Genomic DNA, 15,124 nt, shown 5'->3' with positions numbered 1-15,124 from the left:
ACTGTGCGAGAGCGGAGCACCCAACGGGATGGCTCTCCGGGAGGACCCGTTCAGCCACGCTGCTGTCCGTACACGTGCTCGACGTGGAGCCGCAGGACGATCCGCCGGTCCCTGACCATGGCCTTGCGGTAGTCGTCCCAGTCGGGGTGCTCCCCCTGGACGTCGCGGTAGAGCGTGATCAGCTCCTCGACGGTGGCGTCGCCGGGATCGGCGGCCACCGGGGTGAGCTCGGCCGTGCCGTCCACAACCGTCCAGGCCCAGCGGTCCTGGCTGGTGACGTGGTAGCTCGCCCGCGGGTCCCGCAGCAGGTTCCGGGTCTTGGCCCGGCCCTCGGTGACCGAGACACGGACGATGCGCTCGTCGGGGTAGTAGAAGTGGTTGACATTGGAGAGCTGCGGCCTGCCGTCCCGCCGGAGCGTGACCAGCACACCGCCGTCCTCCTCGGCGACCAGCCGTAGCAGCGCCTGCTGCTGTGCGTCGAATCCCGTCATGCCGAATCCAACGTCCGGTCCGCCCGCAGGATTCCGCATCGAGTGGGGGCTCGTTCCACGACGTCCGGATCCGGCCACCGCCGGGTGCGGACCGGCACCTGGGCCGAGCGCGGGCCGACAGCAGTTCCGCGTGCCGGCCGGCACCCGTCGGGCAGACGCACTCCGGCCACCGGCCGACGATGCGGAGCGGGCCGCATTGACAGTGCGGCACCACCTCCCAATACTGACTGGCGATTCAGTAGCTGATCGTCGGCCGGCACCGGGGGCGGCGGGCCCTCTCCCCGGACCGCGGCACCTCCCCCCGGGCCCGCCCCGATCACCATGGCCGAGGAGTGCCCCCGATGACGACACCTCCGGTGTCCCCGCCCACCCCGTTGATCTCGCTGACCTGGACGGACCACGTCACGGGTCGCCAGGGGCACCTCGTCGTCGACCGACTGGTGCGCGGGGTGTCCAGCGGCGGGCTGCGCATGCGGGCGGGCTGCACCCTGGACGAGGTGGCCGGGCTGGCGCGCGGCATGACCATGAAGGAAGCTCTCCACTTCGACGCGGACCGGCCCGGGGCGCGCTACATACCGCTGGGCGGCGCCAAGGGTGGCATCGACTGCGACCCGCGTGATCCGGCGGCGTACGGCATCCTGGTGCGCTATCTGCGTGCGGTACGTCCGTACGTGGAGAGCGTCTGGACGACGGGCGAGGACCTGGGGGTCACCCAGGACCTCGTCGACCGGGCCGCCGTGGAGGCCGGGCTCGTCTCCACCGTCCAGGCGGTCTACCCCCTGCTCGACGACGAGGCGGGGGCGCGCAGGCGGCTGGCCGACGCCTTCGCCGTCGAGGTGGACGGTATCGGCCTGGACGAGCTGGCCGGCGGCTGCGGAGTCGCCGAGTCCGCGCTCGCCGCACTGGACGGGGCGGGGGTCGCCCACCGCGACGCCCGGGTCTCCCTCCAGGGGCTCGGCACCATGGGCGGGGCGACCGCCCGGTTCCTGTCCCGGGCCGGCCTGCGGGTGGTCGCCGTCGCCGACGTCAAGGGCACGATCGCGAATCCGGCCGGCCTCGACGTCGAGGCCCTCCTGGGCGCCCGCGACGCCTACGGCACGGTGGACCGCGGCGTGCTGCGCGACACCGATCAGGAACTGCCCGCCGACGCCTGGCTGGCCCAGGACGCGGACGTGCTCGTACCCGCGGCCGTCTCCTACGCCATCGACTCGACGAACCAGGCCCGGATCACCGCCCGTTGGGTCGTCGAGGCCGCCAACATGCCGGTCCGGCCCGAGGCCGAGTCCCTGCTCACCGCGCGCGGGATCACGGTGCTGCCCGACGTGGTCGTCAACTCCGGTACCAACGCGTGGTGGTGGTGGACCCTGTTCGGCGACATCGGCGCCGACGCGGACGAGGCCTTCGCACACATCCGACGCTCCATGCGCGCCCTCGTCGCACTCGTGCTGGCCCGCGCCGCGACGGACGGCTGCACTCCGCGTGCGGCAGCGCACGCTGTCGTCGCCGACCGGCTGCCGGTGATCGCCGACCGCTTCGGCTGGTACCGATGACGACGGTGCCGCCCCCGGACCGCTCCGGAGCGGTCATTGGCTAGGCTGACGCCGTGGCAAGAGTGCGGTTGGGTGTGGCGGAGCGACGCGAGGAGCTGCTGCGTGCTGCCGTCGAGCAGATCGAGGTACGCGGCGTCGCGGCGGTACGGATCGCGGATGTCGCATCCGTGCTCGGTGTGAGCAACGCCCTTGTGCTGTACCACTTCTCCACCAAGGAGAAGCTGGTCGCCGCCGCCTTCGCGCACGCCGCCGAAGCCGATCTCGCCCATCTGCGCAAGCTGCTGAGCCGACGCACCACCGCGATCCGCAGACTGCGTGCCGCCGTGCGCTGGTACGCGCCGACGGGTCAGGCCAAGGGCTGGCGGCTGTGGATCGAGGGCTGGGCGGCCTCCCTCCGCGACCCGGCGCTGCGCAATGTCGCGGGCGATCTCGACCAGCAGTGGAAGGCGGAGCTGGCCGAGGTCATCGAAGAGGGCGCGGCTGCGGGCGAGTTCCAGTGCGACGACCCCATGTCCGTCGCCTGGCGGCTGACCGCGCTGCTGGACGGCCTGGCGGTGCAGATGACCTCGTACGCGGGTCCGCTGTCCCGGACCACGATGCTGGAGTGGACCGAGGAGGCGCTAGCCCGCGAACTGGGCATCGACCACGAGACCCTGACGGCTTGACAGGTTGACGGCTCGTCGTCGACTTGTTGACCGCTTGACGATTTGTCGACAGCTTGACGGCTTCGTGGCGGCGGCCTCCCAGGGCGCCGGTCAGGTCTGACGCAGTGGCGCGTAGGACTCACCCTGGAGCCCGAACGTCCACGCGACGCCCTCCCTCGCCGTCCTGGTGCGCGGCGGCACTCGCAGCCAGTACGTGCGATGCGTCCCGTCCGGCTCCGGAGTGGAGTTGACCACCTCCACCATGGCCACGTCCTCGTCGCCTTCGAGCGGGATCCGCCAGAGGACGCCCGTCTCGTCCCGGTGCACCGGTTCGGCTCCGGACTCGGTGAGATAGCGGTCGTACCCGTAGAACTCCAGCATCACGCGGCGCAGCTCCGCGTTCTCCTCGGCACGGATCCGCTCGGGAGTCAGCGTGCCCAGCCCTGTGAGGAATGCGGCGGGGACGGGCATACCGCGCCAGGCGTACAGGGCGAAGCCGTCGCGGTAGGCGAGTGCGGGACCGTCACCGCTGTCCAGCCGGCCCGCCTCGTCCCGGTGCAGCGCATCGGGACGTTCGCTCATCACCACGGTGCGCTCGTAGGGCCACCACCAGCCCGCGTTCCTCGCGACGGCGGAGAGGCCGGCGAGCCGGTCGCCCCGCCCGTCGAAGGCGGCCAGCCAGGCCGCGTCGTGCTGGCCCAGGACGGCGTCGAGCAGCACCAGCCGGACACCCGACTCGTCCTCGGGCTTCACGGCCAGGTCGGCCACGACCCCCGCACGTATGCGGTCGGCGAGCGCCGACGTGCTCTCCCAGAGCTGTGCGCCGGTGGCGGACCACAGCGCGGACCAGCCGCCCGGGCCCAACTCGTCGTACATACGGCGCCGCTCCTCCGCCCAGGGCCGAGTCCGTACCTCGTCACGCACCGACCGCCCCGCGTCGGTCAGCTTCTCCACCGCCTCGACGGCGGCCCTGGGCGATTCGGCCCAGACGAACTCCGCCGGCTCGGCCAGTCCCGCGCTGCGGTAGGCGAGCCGCACCCCGTACTCGGCCGCTCCCCGGTCCGCCGCGCCGGTCGCCGCCGCCACGGCCCGCCAAGAGTCCACGTACTGCATCGGTTTCCCCGTCCCCTGTACCTGTGCGCCTGTGCGCCTGATGCTTTGAGCTTCTGAACGTTTCCGGTTTCTCAGTCCGCGACGATGCGGACCGCCCCCGGTGCGTACTCGCGCTGGCGCACCACCCGGAACCAGCCCTTGGGCAGCGAGATCACCGCGTGTTCCTCGTGCACCACACGTCCGCCGTCGGGGAGGTGGAGCAGCATCGGGCCGAACACCCCGGCCTCCCGGATCAGCCGTCCCGGCCCCGGCACGGCGTGCGCGTGTCCGGTGACCTCGCCGAGCGCGAGGACCAGCCGGCCGCGCCCGTCGCGCAGTTCGCCCGGTGCCTCCACCAGGTTCGCGGGCACCGCGGACTCCTCCAGCGCCATGATCAGTACGTCGCCCTGCCGGTACACAGACGTCTCCCCTCCGCGGCGGCACCCGCTGTGCCGGCCACATGGAAAACGCTACGGCGGGGGTCTGACACACGGCTCAACGACCGCCGGCGGACCGGGCCCGGTCGCCTCGTTGTCAGTGGGCCTTGATAAACCTTGCGGACATCAATCAGTCGCCGTCATCAGGAGCTCAGAGCCATGTCCGATGCGGACCACCTGCACGAGTTGCTCGGCCTCCCGGCCGTCGATTTCCAGTCCGGGACGAACGACAGCCGCCGGCCGGCCGCCGACGCGGCGGCCTGGCGTGTCTCGATCGAGCCGTACGAGGACGAGGACCGCACCTGGGAGCAGGAGTTCGCCGCGTTCCTGGACGAGGTGGACCCGGCGGGTGTCCGCGCGCTGATCATCGGGCAGTGGGGCGAGTCGTACGAGGAGAAGTCGTCGTATCCGATCGGCCTGGTCATCGCCGCGGCCGAGCGGCTGACGTCGCTGGAAGCGGTATTCGTCGGCGATCTGACGGGTGAGGAGGCGGAGATCTCCTGGATCGAGCAGAGCGATGTCACCGCACTGCTCAGCGCTTTCCCCGCGCTCGTGGAGCTCGGGGTGCGTGGCGGTACCGAACTCGTCTTCCCGGCCACGAAGCACGAGAAGCTGCGTTCACTCACCATCGAGACCGGCGGGCTTCCGGTGGCGGTGGTGCGCGGGGTGTTGGACAGTCAACTGCCCGCGCTGGAGCGGCTCGACCTCTGGATGGGTGTCTCCGCCTACGGGGGCGACACGAACGTGTCGGACCTGGCTCCGCTGCTGTCGGGGACGCGCTTCCCGGCCCTGCACCACCTCGGTCTGCGCAACAGCGAGGTGGAGAACGAGATCGCGGCCGCCGTCGCGTCGGCCCCGATCGTGGCCCGGCTGCGCACCCTCGATCTGTCCTGCGGCACACTCGGCGACGAGGGCGCGGCGGCCCTGCTGGAGGGTCAGCCGCTGACGCACCTCGACGTCCTCGATCTGCACCACCACTTCCTCACCGAGCCCATGGAGCGCCGGGTCGTGGAGGCCCTGGAGCCGCATGGGGTGCGGGTCGATCTGTCGGAGCGCTGCAAACCGTGGGGCGACCGCGGGGCAGCGGGCCGCTACGTCACGGTGTCGGAGTGAGTGCCCGATGACGGACGTCGAGCACCCCGAGACCTTCCACGGTCTGCCCGTCTTCACCCTTCCTCCCCCGAGCGACGAGGAGGCTGCCCCGGCTGCGCTGCCCGCGGCGGACACCGTGGCCTGGCGGCTGGAGTGCGTATGGGAGGGGCCGGGATTCCCGGCGCTCTGGCAGCACTTCCTCGACACGGTCGACCCTGCGGGAGTCCGGTCCCTGTTGATCGGCCCCTGGTGGCCGGACGACTACACGTCCTTCGCTCCGGTGGCCGAGCTGATCGCCTCCCACGCGAGCCGCTTCCCGGCGCTGCGCGGGCTGTTCCTCGCCGATGTCGTCGGCGAGGAGTGCGAGGTGTCGTGGCTGGAGATGTCGGACGTCACCGATCTGATCGAGGCTTTCCCTCAGCTTGAGGAGCTGGTGGTGCGCGGCGGCGGGGATCCCGTTCCCGAGAGGGAGAAGCTGCGGCTGCGCCGGCTGAGGCATACGGCCCTGACGTCGCTGAGGTTCGAGTCCGGCGGCCTGCCCGGACATGTCGTCCGGGCGGTCGCCGCCGGCGAACTGCCGGCGCTGGAGCGGCTGGAGCTCTGGTTCGGTGCTTCCTGGTACGGGGGCGACGCCACGGTGGAGGACATGCGGCCGATCCTGTCCGGCGGCAGCTTTCCCCGTCTGCGCCATCTCGGCCTGCAGAACAGCGAGATCCAGGACGAGATCGCCGCGGCGGTGGCCTCCGCCCCGGTCGTCGCCCAGCTGGAGTCGCTCGCGCTCTCCATGGGAACGCTCAGCGACACGGGCGCCCTGGCACTTCTCGGCGGTCAGCCGCTCACGCATCTGGCCTCACTGGATCTGCACCACCACTACCTCACCGATCCGGTGATGTCGCGTGTCCGGGAGATGTGTGCCCGCGAGGGCGTTCACGTCGACCTCGACGAGGCGGACTACTGGGACCCCGAGGACGACGAGCCACGTTATGTCGCGGTCAGCGAGTAGCGCGCCGCGGCTGGTGGCCGTCGGCAATCCCGGCAGCCGCCGGGTCGGCCTCTTCCAGGACGCCGTACGCGCCGCGGGGCTGCCGCGGGCCCGCACGGTGTCCTGGCTCGATGTGCTGAAGGGCGAGGCGGACTTCCTGCCCGGGGAGACCGTGCGCATCGACTCACCGGGCGAGGACCCCGAGGTCGACCACCTGCTGCGCGGGACCGACGACCCGACGCGGGTGGAGGGCTCGGCCCTCTGGTACGCGCGCTTCACCGCCGCCGTACGGGACGTGGCACGGGCCGCGACGACGGCGGGTGCGCGCCTGCTGGACAGCCCCGGCGACATCGCGGTGCTCTTCGACAAACGGCTGTGCCACGGGGTCCTGGATGCCGCGGGCGTCCCCGTTCCCCCCTCGCCGACATCGGGACCGGGCGTGCCTCCGGTGGGGGGCTGGGCCGATGTGCGTGCGCTGATGGCGGACCACCGCATGCCGCGGGTGTTCGTGAAGCCCGCGCACGGGTCCTCCGCCTCCGGGGTGATGGCCGTGGAGACTGCCGGTCCCGGCCGGATCCGGGCGGCCACCTCGGTCGAGCGGGATCCGGCCGGCCGGCTCTACAACTCGCTCCGGGTGCGTCGCCTCACGACGGAGCGGGAGGTCGCATCGATCGTCGACGCGCTCGCGCCGGACGGACTGCACGTCGAGCGCTGGCTGCCGAAGGCCTCGCAGCGGGGGCGGGTCGCGGATCTGCGGGTCGTGGTGGTCGACGGCCGCGCGACCCATGCCGTCGTCCGCACCAGCCGCTCCCCCATGACCAATCTGCACCTCGGCGGAGCGCGCGGCGATCTCGACGAGGTGCGGACCGCCGTCGAGGCGGCGGGCGGCAGCTGGAGCGAGGCGCTGGCCGTGTGCGAGAGGGCGGCCGCCGTCTTCCCGGACACGTTGTGTGTGGGCGTGGACCTCCTCCCCGCCACCGGCTGGCGGCGCTTCGCCGTCGGCGAGGTCAACGCCTTCGGCGATCTGCTGCCGCGGCTGACCGGTCTGCCGGGCAGCGGCGCAGAAGGCCTGGACACCTACGCGGCGCAGATCGCCGCCGTACTGAAGCGAGCAAGGAACCACCGTGTCAGCGCAACACCCTGAATCGCCCTCGGGCGTCACCGACGCCGTCGACCCGGACATGAGTCAGGTCGTGGGCAGCCACGATCTGCTCCTCGTCACCCTGGACACCCTGCGCCACGACGTCGCGGTGGAACTCGCCGCCGCCGGGCGCATCCCGAACCTGGCCAGGCATCTGCCGGGCGGCGTCTGGGAGGAACGGCATGCCCCGGGGAGCTTCACCTACGCCTCGCACCAGGCGATCTTCGCGGGGTTCCTGCCCACGCCGGCCTCCCCGGGGCCGCATCCCCGGCTGTTCGCCGCGCGGTTCGCCGGCAGTGAGACCACGGCGGATCGCACCTTCGTCTTCGATGCGCCCGACCTGGTCTCGGCGCTCGCGGGGGCCGGATACCGCACGGTGTGTATCGGCGGGGTGGGGTTCTTCAACCGGCAGGCGCCGCTGGGCTCGGTGCTGCCCGGGCTGTTCCAGGAGGCGCACTGGGAGCCGGAGTTCGGCGTGGCCTCGCCCACCTCGTTCGAGGCGCAGGTGGCCCGCGCCGAGCAGGTCGTCCGGGATCTCCCGGACGGTCAGCGGCTGTTCCTCTTCGTCAACGTGTCGGCCCTGCACCAGCCGAACTGGTTCCACCGGCCGGACGCCACCCGTGACGCGGGCGACAGCCGCGCCACCCATGCGGCGGCGCTGGAGTACGTGGACGCCCACATCGGCCGCCTCTTCGCGGCCGCGAGCAGCCGCCGCCGCGCCTTCGCCATCGTCTGCTCGGACCACGGCACTGCGTACGGCGACGACGGCTACACCGGTCACCGGCTCGGCCACGAATCCGTCTGGACCGTTCCGTACGCGCACTTCTTCCTGGAACCGGGGGCCACCGCACGATGACCAGTCGGCACACCACTCGCCCGTACCGGAGCTACGTCTACGCCTATCCGCACAAGACGGCGTACGCCAGGCTCGCCGAGCACCCCGCCGGCCGGCCCGCGCTGCGTGACCTGTGGGCGGGTGAGAGCAAGGACGCGCTCTCCCTGTACCTCCACATACCCTTCTGCGAGGTCCGCTGCGGCTTCTGCAACCTGTTCACCCGGATCGGCGCGCCCGAAGAGCTCACCACCCGCTATCTCGACGCCCTGGACCGGCAGGCGACCGCCGTGCGGGAGGCGCTGGGCGACGGGGAACCGGTGCGCTTCGCCGCGGCCGCGTTCGGTGGAGGGACGCCGACGTTCCTGACGGCGGGCGAGCTGGAGCGCCTGTGCGACATCGCGGAGAAGCGCATGGGCGCCGATCTGCGGTCCGTGCCGCTCTCCGTCGAGACCTCGCCGTCGACCGCCACGGCCGACCGGCTGGCCGTCCTCGCGGACCGGGGGACGACCAGGATCAGCATCGGGGTGCAGAGCTTCGTCGAGGCCGAGGCGCGGGCGGCGGTCCGCCCGCAGCGGCGGTCCGACGTCGAGGCGGCCCTCGGCCTGATCAGGGACAGCGGCATCCCGGTCCTCAACATCGACCTCATCTACGGCATCGACGGCCAGACCGAACGGAGCTGGCGCACCTCACTGGACGCGGCGCTCCGGTGGCGGCCGGAGGAGCTGTACCTCTACCCGCTCTACGTCCGCCCGCTGACCGGCCTGGGCAGGCTCGGGGACGCCCAAGAGGCCACCGATGAGGCCGCGGCGGACGCGGCCTGGGACGAGCAGCGGCTGCGGTTGTACCGGGCCGGCCGCGACCATCTCCTCGCCCACGGCTACGAGCAGGTGTCGATGCGGATGTTCCGCCGCGCCGGCGCCCCGCGGACCGAGGGCCCCGACGACTACGCCTGCCAGACCGACGGCATGATCGGCCTGGGCTGCGGCGCCCGCTCGTACACGTCGCGGCTGCACTACTCCTTCGACTACGCGGTGGAGATGCGCGAGGTGCGGGCGATCATCGACGGCTACACGGCCACCGAGGACTTCTCGCACGCCGAGGTGGGCCGGTTCACCGACGGCGACGAGGCGCGCCGCCGCCACCTCCTGCAGTCCGTCCTGCAGGCCGAGGGCCTGCGCCTGTCCGAGTACCGCGAGCGCTTCGGCACGGACCCGGACGAGGACTTCCCCGAGGAGCTCGCCCGGTTCGACGCCCGGGGCTGGCTCGACCGGGACGCTGCGGGCGCCGGCCTGCTGCGCCTCTCGCCCGAGGGGCTCGCCCACTCGGACGCCCTGGGCCCCGATCTCTTCTCCCCCGCCGTACGGGCCGCGATGGCCGCGTACGAGCTGAAGTGAGGCCCACATGGACCTGACGATCCTCTACCGCGGTCCGCTCGCGTCGTGCGATTACGACTGCCCGTACTGTCCGTTCGCCAAGCGGCGCGACAGCCGGGAGCAACTGCGGGCGGACCGGGCCGCGCTGGAGCGCTTCACGGCGTGGGTGGCAGCGCAGACCGGTGACCGGATCTCGGTGCTCTTCACCCCGTGGGGCGAGGGGCTGGTCCGCTCCTGGTACCGCCGTGCGGTGGTGGAGCTGGCCCTGCTGCCGCACGTCAGCCGGGTGGCGATCCAGACGAACCTCAGCGGCCGTACGCAGTGGCTGGCCTCGGCAGGTGCCGCGGGCCGCGACAAGATCGCGCTGTGGTGCACGTACCACCCGGGCCAGACACCGTACGAACGGTTCCTCGGGCGGTGCGGGGAGCTGGTGACCCTGGGAATCCGACACAGCGTGGGTGTCGTCGGGCTCGACGCCCACCTCGGCGAGGCGCGGCGGCTGCGGGCGGCCCTTCCCGAGGAGGTCTACCTCTGGGTCAACGCCGCCGAGGGGCACACCTATACGGACGAGGAGGCGGACCGGTGGACGGAGATCGACCCGCTGTTCCCCTACAGCCGGCATCCGCACCGCTCGGCGGGTCTGCCCTGCCGGACCGGTGAGTCGGTGATCTCGGTGGACGGGGACGGCACGGTGCGCCGCTGCCACTTCGTCCGCGCCGAGCTCGGCAATCTCTACGACGGCGGCTACCGCGCGGCACTGGGGCCCCGGGCCTGCCCGCTCGCCGTCTGCGACTGCCACATCGGGTACGTGCACCTGGAGACGCTGCCGCTGTACGACGTCTTCGCCGGCGGGGTGCTGGAGCGCATACCGGCGCTGCCGCTGTCCTCGGTCGCCCCGAGTCCCCGGGGCGACTGAGAGGGCCCGGTAATTGGGGGGTGGGTGAAGGAGCGGGGCTGGGCGCGTGCAGCTGCAAGGCGGAGGATTGAGGCATGGCGAATGGGCCTCCCCTGCTCGAGCGCAGCCCAGAGCTCGGGGAACATGGTGATTGACGACAACGCCGCAGATGCGCGTGACCGGCCCGGCGACGCCGCCCCCCAATTACCGGACCCTCTGAGGACGGCGGGCCCTCAGAGCGGCAGCAGGTCGGGCCGCTTGGCCTCCACATGGTCGCCCGAGGACTCGCCGCGCAGCCGTCGGCCGATCCACGGAACGAGGTACTCGCGTGCCCAGTGGATGTCGTCGCGCCGTACTTCGAGGGTTCCGCGCTGTGCCTGCGGCGGCCACTCCTGGTCCGGGTCGGCCGGCACGTCGAGGCCGAGGACCTGGGCGGCACGCAGTGCGACCCTGGTGTGCCCCTCGGGCGACAGGTGCAGCCGGTCGTTGTCCCAGGCCCGCCGGTCCTGGACCGAGCGCAGGGACCACAGGTCGAGGACCGGGCAGTCGTAGCGGTCGGCGATGGACCGCACATGGGCTGTGTAGGTGGCGATCTTGCCGCGCAGATGCCGCAGCACCGGAACGTTGCGGGTGTCGAAGCCGGTGGTGACCATGACCGTGCCGACCGACCGGGTCAGGTCGGCCACCGCACGCTCGAAGCGCTCGGCCACGTCGTCGGGATCGGTGCCCGGCCGGATGATGTCGTTGCCGCCGGCGCAGAAGCTCACCAGATCGGGGGCGAGTTCCTTGGCGCGCGGCACCTGCTCCTCGACGATCTGGTCGAGGAGACGTCCTCGTACGGCGAGATTGGCGTACCTGAAGTTTCCGTGAGCGGTGCCTGTCGCCGCACCGAGGTCCGGGAGCTGGTCCGCGAGGAGTACCGCGAACCGGTCCGCCCAGCCGACGAAGGTTCCGTCCGGGCCGGGGTCACCGACTCCCTCGGTGAAGCTGTCGCCAATCGCCGCGTACGACCCGATGGCGCCCCGTTGGTTGATGACGCCCTGCTGGATGTTGTTCGAATCGTCTGCCACAAGGGCATATCCTGCACCGCCGAATGTGACCTACGCGACCGTAATATGGGGTTGACGGGTGGTGAGATAGACCACCCGGTCAGTTTTTGGTAAAGGGGGAATAAGTGCGGCTCCCAGCGCCCACGTCCAAGTGCCGGACGCCATAAGCAGAGGGACGGTGCGCCACCGCGCACCGTCCCTCCATGCATTGCTCAGGCCCGGGTCACCGGACCGGTGTTGCCCGGATCAGACGTTGATCCCGTGCGACGCCAGGTAGGCGATCGGGTCGATGTCCGAGCCGTACGCCGGACCCGTGCGGACCTCGAAGTGGAGGTGCGGGCCGGTGGCGTTGCCGGTCGAACCGGACAGGCCGACCTGCTGGCCCGCGGTCACGGTCTGGCCGGCCGAGACGGACAGCGAGGACATGTGGCCGTACTGCGAGTAGTGGCCGTCGGCGTGCTTGATGACAACCTCGTTGCCGTACGCGCCGCCCCAGCCGGCGGTGACGACGGTGCCGGAGGTGATCGCCTTCACGCTCGTGCCGGTCGACACGGGGAAGTCGATGCCGGTGTGGCTGCCGCTGGACCAGTTGGCACCGGAGGCGCGGTAGGCGGTGGTGTGGTTGCCCGGGACCGGGTGCACGTAACCGGAATCGTTGCTCTGGGAGGCCGGGGCCGAGGTCTCCTCGGACGACGAGGCGTCGGAGGAGGAGTCCGAGGTCGTGGAGGCCTTCATCTCGGTCTTGACCGGGGCCTTGGAGGCGGCCTTCGACGGGGTGGTGGCACCCGTGGAGGCGGTCGAGTTCTGGCTCACGGTCTTGCCGCCGAGCGTCAGCTTCATGCCCGGGAAGATCAGGCTCGGGTCGTCACCGACGACCTTGCGGTTGTCCTGGTACAGCTTCTCCCAGCCGCCCTTGAGCTTGTGCTCGGCAGCGATCTTCGACAGGTAGTCGCCGGAGACCACGGAGTACGTCTTGGAGCCGGCCTGCTTGTTCGCCACCGGCTTGGCCGGGGTGGCGTGCGTGGCGGCGGCCGACTTCGAGGTGGCGGGAGCGGCCTGCTCCGCGGCGTTGGCACCGGTGGCGCCGAGCAGCGGAAGGGCGATAACGGCTCCACCGGCACTCGCGACGACGACGCCACGGGCGATGATGCTGGGCTTGGGACGACGGTGCTTACCCGATATGGGCATGAAGGTTTTCCTCTCCGGCGCCTACGAGGTGAGCTGTCGGGTTCGGACTGGAGATGTCCGGTCGCGACTGGCGCGACTTCACCCCGAGCCGGCCGGATTCCCGGTCGGCGGCTTACCTGGTTCCCCCGCTCCTGCCACGCGGTGAGTGGGTGCGAATTCCGGGCGGCGGCAGGATTAGGCGGTCCGTCCGGATTGCAGCGAACGTAAGCGAGCCGGGACGACGGAAACAAGCCACGGGTTCCGTACGGGATTCCGTTCCGCGAAATCGGCGAGGAATTCCGGTCACACTCCGTGGATTACGGATCTTGGCTTTCCGCACGGTGCACGGAATACCCCGACGCCCCACCGCCACACACCGTCACGGATATGATCCCGCTCACGAGGGGCCGACCATCTCCCGCGCAAGCGGGGCATGTTCATCCAAAAGCCCCAATTCAGACATGTCATGCCCATCGCCCCATCCCGTCATGACATCCACACCGATCGGGCCCCTCCCAGCCGTCACGCCGACCCGGCGCGCCGACCCGCCGGGCGGGCCCGAAGTGCGGGCACGCCCAAGATGATTGCCCGAGGAATCAATGTCGTATCGTCACGAGAGTGGACCCGCGGGCGACACGCGCCTGCGGCAGAGCCTCCAGGAGTGACCGTGACGCAGCAGCTGCCGCAGACCCCGTCGACGGAGCCCGAGCTGGCGGGTGTCCGCAATTTCCGTGATGTGGGCGGCCTGCCCACCTCGGACGGCCGCCGGGTGCGGTACGGGCGGCTGTACCGCAGTGGTCACCTGGCGCACGCCACGGCCGAGGACGCCGCGTTCCTCACCGGCCTCGGACTGCACACCGTCTTCGACTTCCGCAACGTGGCCGACCACAAGCTGGACGGCCTGGACGTCGAGCTGCCGGGCGTACGCAATGTGAGCATCCCGCTCAGCGACCCGGCGGACGGCGCCGAGTTCTGGCGGATGGTGCGCGACGGCGACATGGACGAGCTGCGGTCGATCCTGGCCGACGGCAAGGGATCCGACCGCATGATCGCTTCCTACCGCCGGATCATCCTCGACCGTACGGCCGAGCACAGCCGGGTACTGCACGCCCTGGCCGAGGACAGCGTGCCCGCCCTGATGCACTGCGCCGCGGGAAAGGACCGCGCGGGCCTCTCGATCGCGGTGTCCCTGCTCGCCGTCGGCGTCGAGCGCGAGGCCATCGAGGCCGACTACCTCAAGTCCAACGACGCGCACCGCCGCTACAAGGTGCGCCGCAGCGACCCCTCCCCCGCCGGAATGTCGCCCGAGGTGATGGAGCTGCTCAACCCGCTCTTCGGCGCCCACCCCGACTACCTCGCCGCCGCCTTCACCACCATCGACGAGACCTGGGGCACCACCGACCGTTACCTCGCCGACGGCCTCAAGATCACCCCGGAGACACGGGAGCGGCTGCGCGAGCGCCTTCTCGACGAGATCTGACCGGCCGGCGCCCGCGCCCGTGGCTACTGGTTGTGCATCCCGACGGCGAACAGCAGATAGAGGAAGCCCGCGATGATGTGCCCGGCCACCAGGTAGGCGAAGAGCCTGATGACGAGCCCGCGGGGCATCTTCTTCTCCTGCGGGTCGTAGTTCTTGGGGCGGCCCGGGCCGAGCGGGTCGTAGTTCTCGGAATCGGACATGACAGGTCCTCTCTGACGACCGGCGGGCCGGTTGCGGGGACGGCGCCTCAGCGACGGTGGATCCCGCTGCCGAGGCACAGCTCGGCGGCGGGGCTCTGCAGCAGGGTGTGGACGAAGAGCAGCTCGGCACCGTCGCGGTCCAGGGCCGCGATCCGGTGCGGAGTGAGCGAGTCGAAGTGCGCACTGTCACCGGGAGCGAGGTCGTGGACGGTGTCCCCGAGGGTCACCCTGAGGTGTCCGGCCAGGACGTAGAGCCACTCCTCGCCGGGGTGGACGCGCACCAGGTCGCCCTGGGCTCCGTGCGGGACGCGGACGCGCAGGGCCTGCATCGCCCGGCCGGGCCCCCCGGCCTGCTGATACATCCAGCCGTCCGCCTCGGCCCCCTCGAACCTGCGGCCGCGGACGATCGCGTCACGTTCCGGGGGGATCTCGCCGAGCAGCTCGGAGACCGTCGTACCGTAGATCCTGGCAAGTCCGAGCAGCATCGGCAGCGAGGGCTGACGCCGGCCCGTCTCGAGCCGGGACAGGTGGGCGGGAGAGAGTCCGGCCCGCTGGGCGGCGGTCTCCAGGGTGAGACCACGGCTGCGGCGCAGATCGCGCAGGCGCGGCGCGACGCCGGGCAGCTCGTCGGCCACCCCTCCTTCTGGAGGATTCATATCCTCATTGGGCCAGGAACTTTCCTCGGAGGCAAATTTC

Annotated in this window: 16 protein-coding genes and 1 riboswitch; of the genes, 9 read left to right on the top strand and 7 right to left on the bottom strand. The window is 71.3% G+C overall.

Annotation, left to right across the window (positions count from 1 at the left end; genetic code table 11):
* Positions 1-50: 50 nt before the first annotated feature.
* Positions 51-491 carry a PPOX class F420-dependent oxidoreductase gene (locus ACIBJG_RS22300; protein WP_399309706.1) on the bottom strand — a complete coding sequence of 147 codons (441 nt, stop codon included), beginning with the start codon at positions 489-491 and terminating at the stop codon, positions 51-53.
* Positions 492-832: 341 nt separating this feature from the next.
* On the opposite strand from ACIBJG_RS22300, the gene ACIBJG_RS22295 reads away from it, so the two are divergent.
* Complete coding sequence (locus ACIBJG_RS22295) at positions 833-2,041, top strand: Glu/Leu/Phe/Val dehydrogenase dimerization domain-containing protein (RefSeq protein ID WP_399309704.1); 1,209 nt, start codon at positions 833-835, stop codon at positions 2,039-2,041.
* 74 nt (positions 2,042-2,115) lie between these two features.
* Positions 2,116-2,706 carry a TetR/AcrR family transcriptional regulator gene (locus tag ACIBJG_RS22290; protein WP_399309759.1) on the top strand — a complete coding sequence of 197 codons (591 nt, stop codon included), beginning with the start codon at positions 2,116-2,118 and terminating at the stop codon, positions 2,704-2,706.
* 90 nt (positions 2,707-2,796) lie between these two features.
* Here ACIBJG_RS22290 and ACIBJG_RS22285 read toward each other — a convergent pair whose 3' ends face one another.
* Positions 2,797-3,798 (bottom strand): DUF6745 domain-containing protein, encoded by a 1,002-nt coding sequence (locus ACIBJG_RS22285; protein WP_399309702.1) that lies wholly within the window; start codon positions 3,796-3,798, stop codon positions 2,797-2,799.
* Between the two features lie 71 nt (positions 3,799-3,869).
* Complete coding sequence (locus ACIBJG_RS22280) at positions 3,870-4,196, bottom strand: hypothetical protein (RefSeq protein ID WP_399309700.1); 327 nt, start codon at positions 4,194-4,196, stop codon at positions 3,870-3,872.
* Between the two features lie 177 nt (positions 4,197-4,373).
* Here ACIBJG_RS22280 and ACIBJG_RS22275 point away from each other — a divergent pair, with 177 nt between their 5' ends.
* Genes ACIBJG_RS22275 through ACIBJG_RS22250 form a run of 6 tightly spaced genes read left to right on the top strand, consistent with a single transcriptional unit; the run spans position 4,374 to position 10,553 of the window.
* Positions 4,374-5,327, top strand: coding sequence for an STM4015 family protein (locus tag ACIBJG_RS22275; protein ID WP_399309698.1), 954 nt, complete (start codon positions 4,374-4,376; stop codon positions 5,325-5,327).
* 7 nt (positions 5,328-5,334) lie between these two features.
* Positions 5,335-6,309 carry an STM4015 family protein gene (locus ACIBJG_RS22270; RefSeq protein ID WP_399309696.1) on the top strand — a complete coding sequence of 325 codons (975 nt, stop codon included), beginning with the start codon at positions 5,335-5,337 and terminating at the stop codon, positions 6,307-6,309.
* Entirely contained in the window at positions 6,290-7,432 is a 1,143-nt protein-coding gene (locus ACIBJG_RS22265; RefSeq protein ID WP_399309694.1) for an STM4014 family protein, read from the top strand. Before ACIBJG_RS22270 ends, ACIBJG_RS22265 begins: the two co-directional genes overlap by 20 nt.
* A 37-nt stretch (positions 7,433-7,469) precedes the next feature.
* Positions 7,470-8,285, top strand: coding sequence for an STM4013/SEN3800 family hydrolase (locus ACIBJG_RS22260; RefSeq protein ID WP_399309757.1), 816 nt, complete (start codon positions 7,470-7,472; stop codon positions 8,283-8,285).
* The gene (locus tag ACIBJG_RS22255; protein ID WP_399309692.1) at positions 8,282-9,658 is read left to right on the top strand and encodes an STM4012 family radical SAM protein; all 1,377 of its coding nucleotides are present in this window, start codon (positions 8,282-8,284) and stop codon (positions 9,656-9,658) included. The genes ACIBJG_RS22260 and ACIBJG_RS22255 overlap by 4 nt, the downstream gene beginning before the upstream one ends.
* Positions 9,659-9,665: 7 nt before the next feature.
* Complete coding sequence (locus tag ACIBJG_RS22250; protein ID WP_399309690.1) at positions 9,666-10,553, top strand: STM4011 family radical SAM protein; 888 nt, start codon at positions 9,666-9,668, stop codon at positions 10,551-10,553.
* A 212-nt stretch (positions 10,554-10,765) separates the two neighbouring features.
* On the opposite strand, the gene ACIBJG_RS22245 is transcribed toward ACIBJG_RS22250, so the two are convergent.
* Both ACIBJG_RS22245 and ACIBJG_RS22240 read right to left on the bottom strand, forming a co-directional pair.
* Positions 10,766-11,602: an SGNH/GDSL hydrolase family protein gene (locus tag ACIBJG_RS22245; protein ID WP_399309688.1), complete on the bottom strand. Its 837-nt coding sequence runs from the start codon at positions 11,600-11,602 to the stop codon at positions 10,766-10,768.
* A gap of 225 nt (positions 11,603-11,827) precedes the next feature.
* Positions 11,828-12,769, bottom strand: a complete 942-nt coding sequence (locus ACIBJG_RS22240) for a peptidoglycan DD-metalloendopeptidase family protein (RefSeq protein ID WP_399309686.1) — start codon at positions 12,767-12,769, stop codon at positions 11,828-11,830.
* 5 nt (positions 12,770-12,774) lie between these two features.
* Positions 12,775-12,927: riboswitch (cyclic di-AMP (ydaO/yuaA leader) on the bottom strand.
* Positions 12,928-13,415: 488 nt separating this feature from the next.
* Here ACIBJG_RS22240 and ACIBJG_RS22235 point away from each other — a divergent pair.
* Positions 13,416-14,228, top strand: a complete 813-nt coding sequence (locus ACIBJG_RS22235) for a tyrosine-protein phosphatase (RefSeq protein WP_399309684.1) — start codon at positions 13,416-13,418, stop codon at positions 14,226-14,228.
* A 23-nt stretch (positions 14,229-14,251) separates the two neighbouring features.
* Here ACIBJG_RS22235 and ACIBJG_RS22230 read toward each other — a convergent pair whose 3' ends face one another.
* Together ACIBJG_RS22230 and ACIBJG_RS22225 are read right to left on the bottom strand one after the other, a co-directional pair.
* Positions 14,252-14,428, bottom strand: a complete 177-nt coding sequence (locus tag ACIBJG_RS22230; RefSeq protein WP_326740262.1) for a DUF6126 family protein — start codon at positions 14,426-14,428, stop codon at positions 14,252-14,254.
* Positions 14,429-14,475: 47 nt separating this feature from the next.
* Positions 14,476-15,084, bottom strand: coding sequence for a helix-turn-helix domain-containing protein (locus ACIBJG_RS22225; RefSeq protein WP_399309683.1), 609 nt, complete (start codon positions 15,082-15,084; stop codon positions 14,476-14,478).
* Positions 15,085-15,124: the final 40 nt, after the last annotated feature.

Source organism: Streptomyces sp. NPDC050422, assembly GCF_044458665.1.
Lineage (GTDB): Bacteria > Actinomycetota > Actinomycetes > Streptomycetales > Streptomycetaceae > Streptomyces.
Note: the sequence above shows the minus strand (reverse complement) of the source record. Positions and strands in the feature narration are given on the sequence as shown.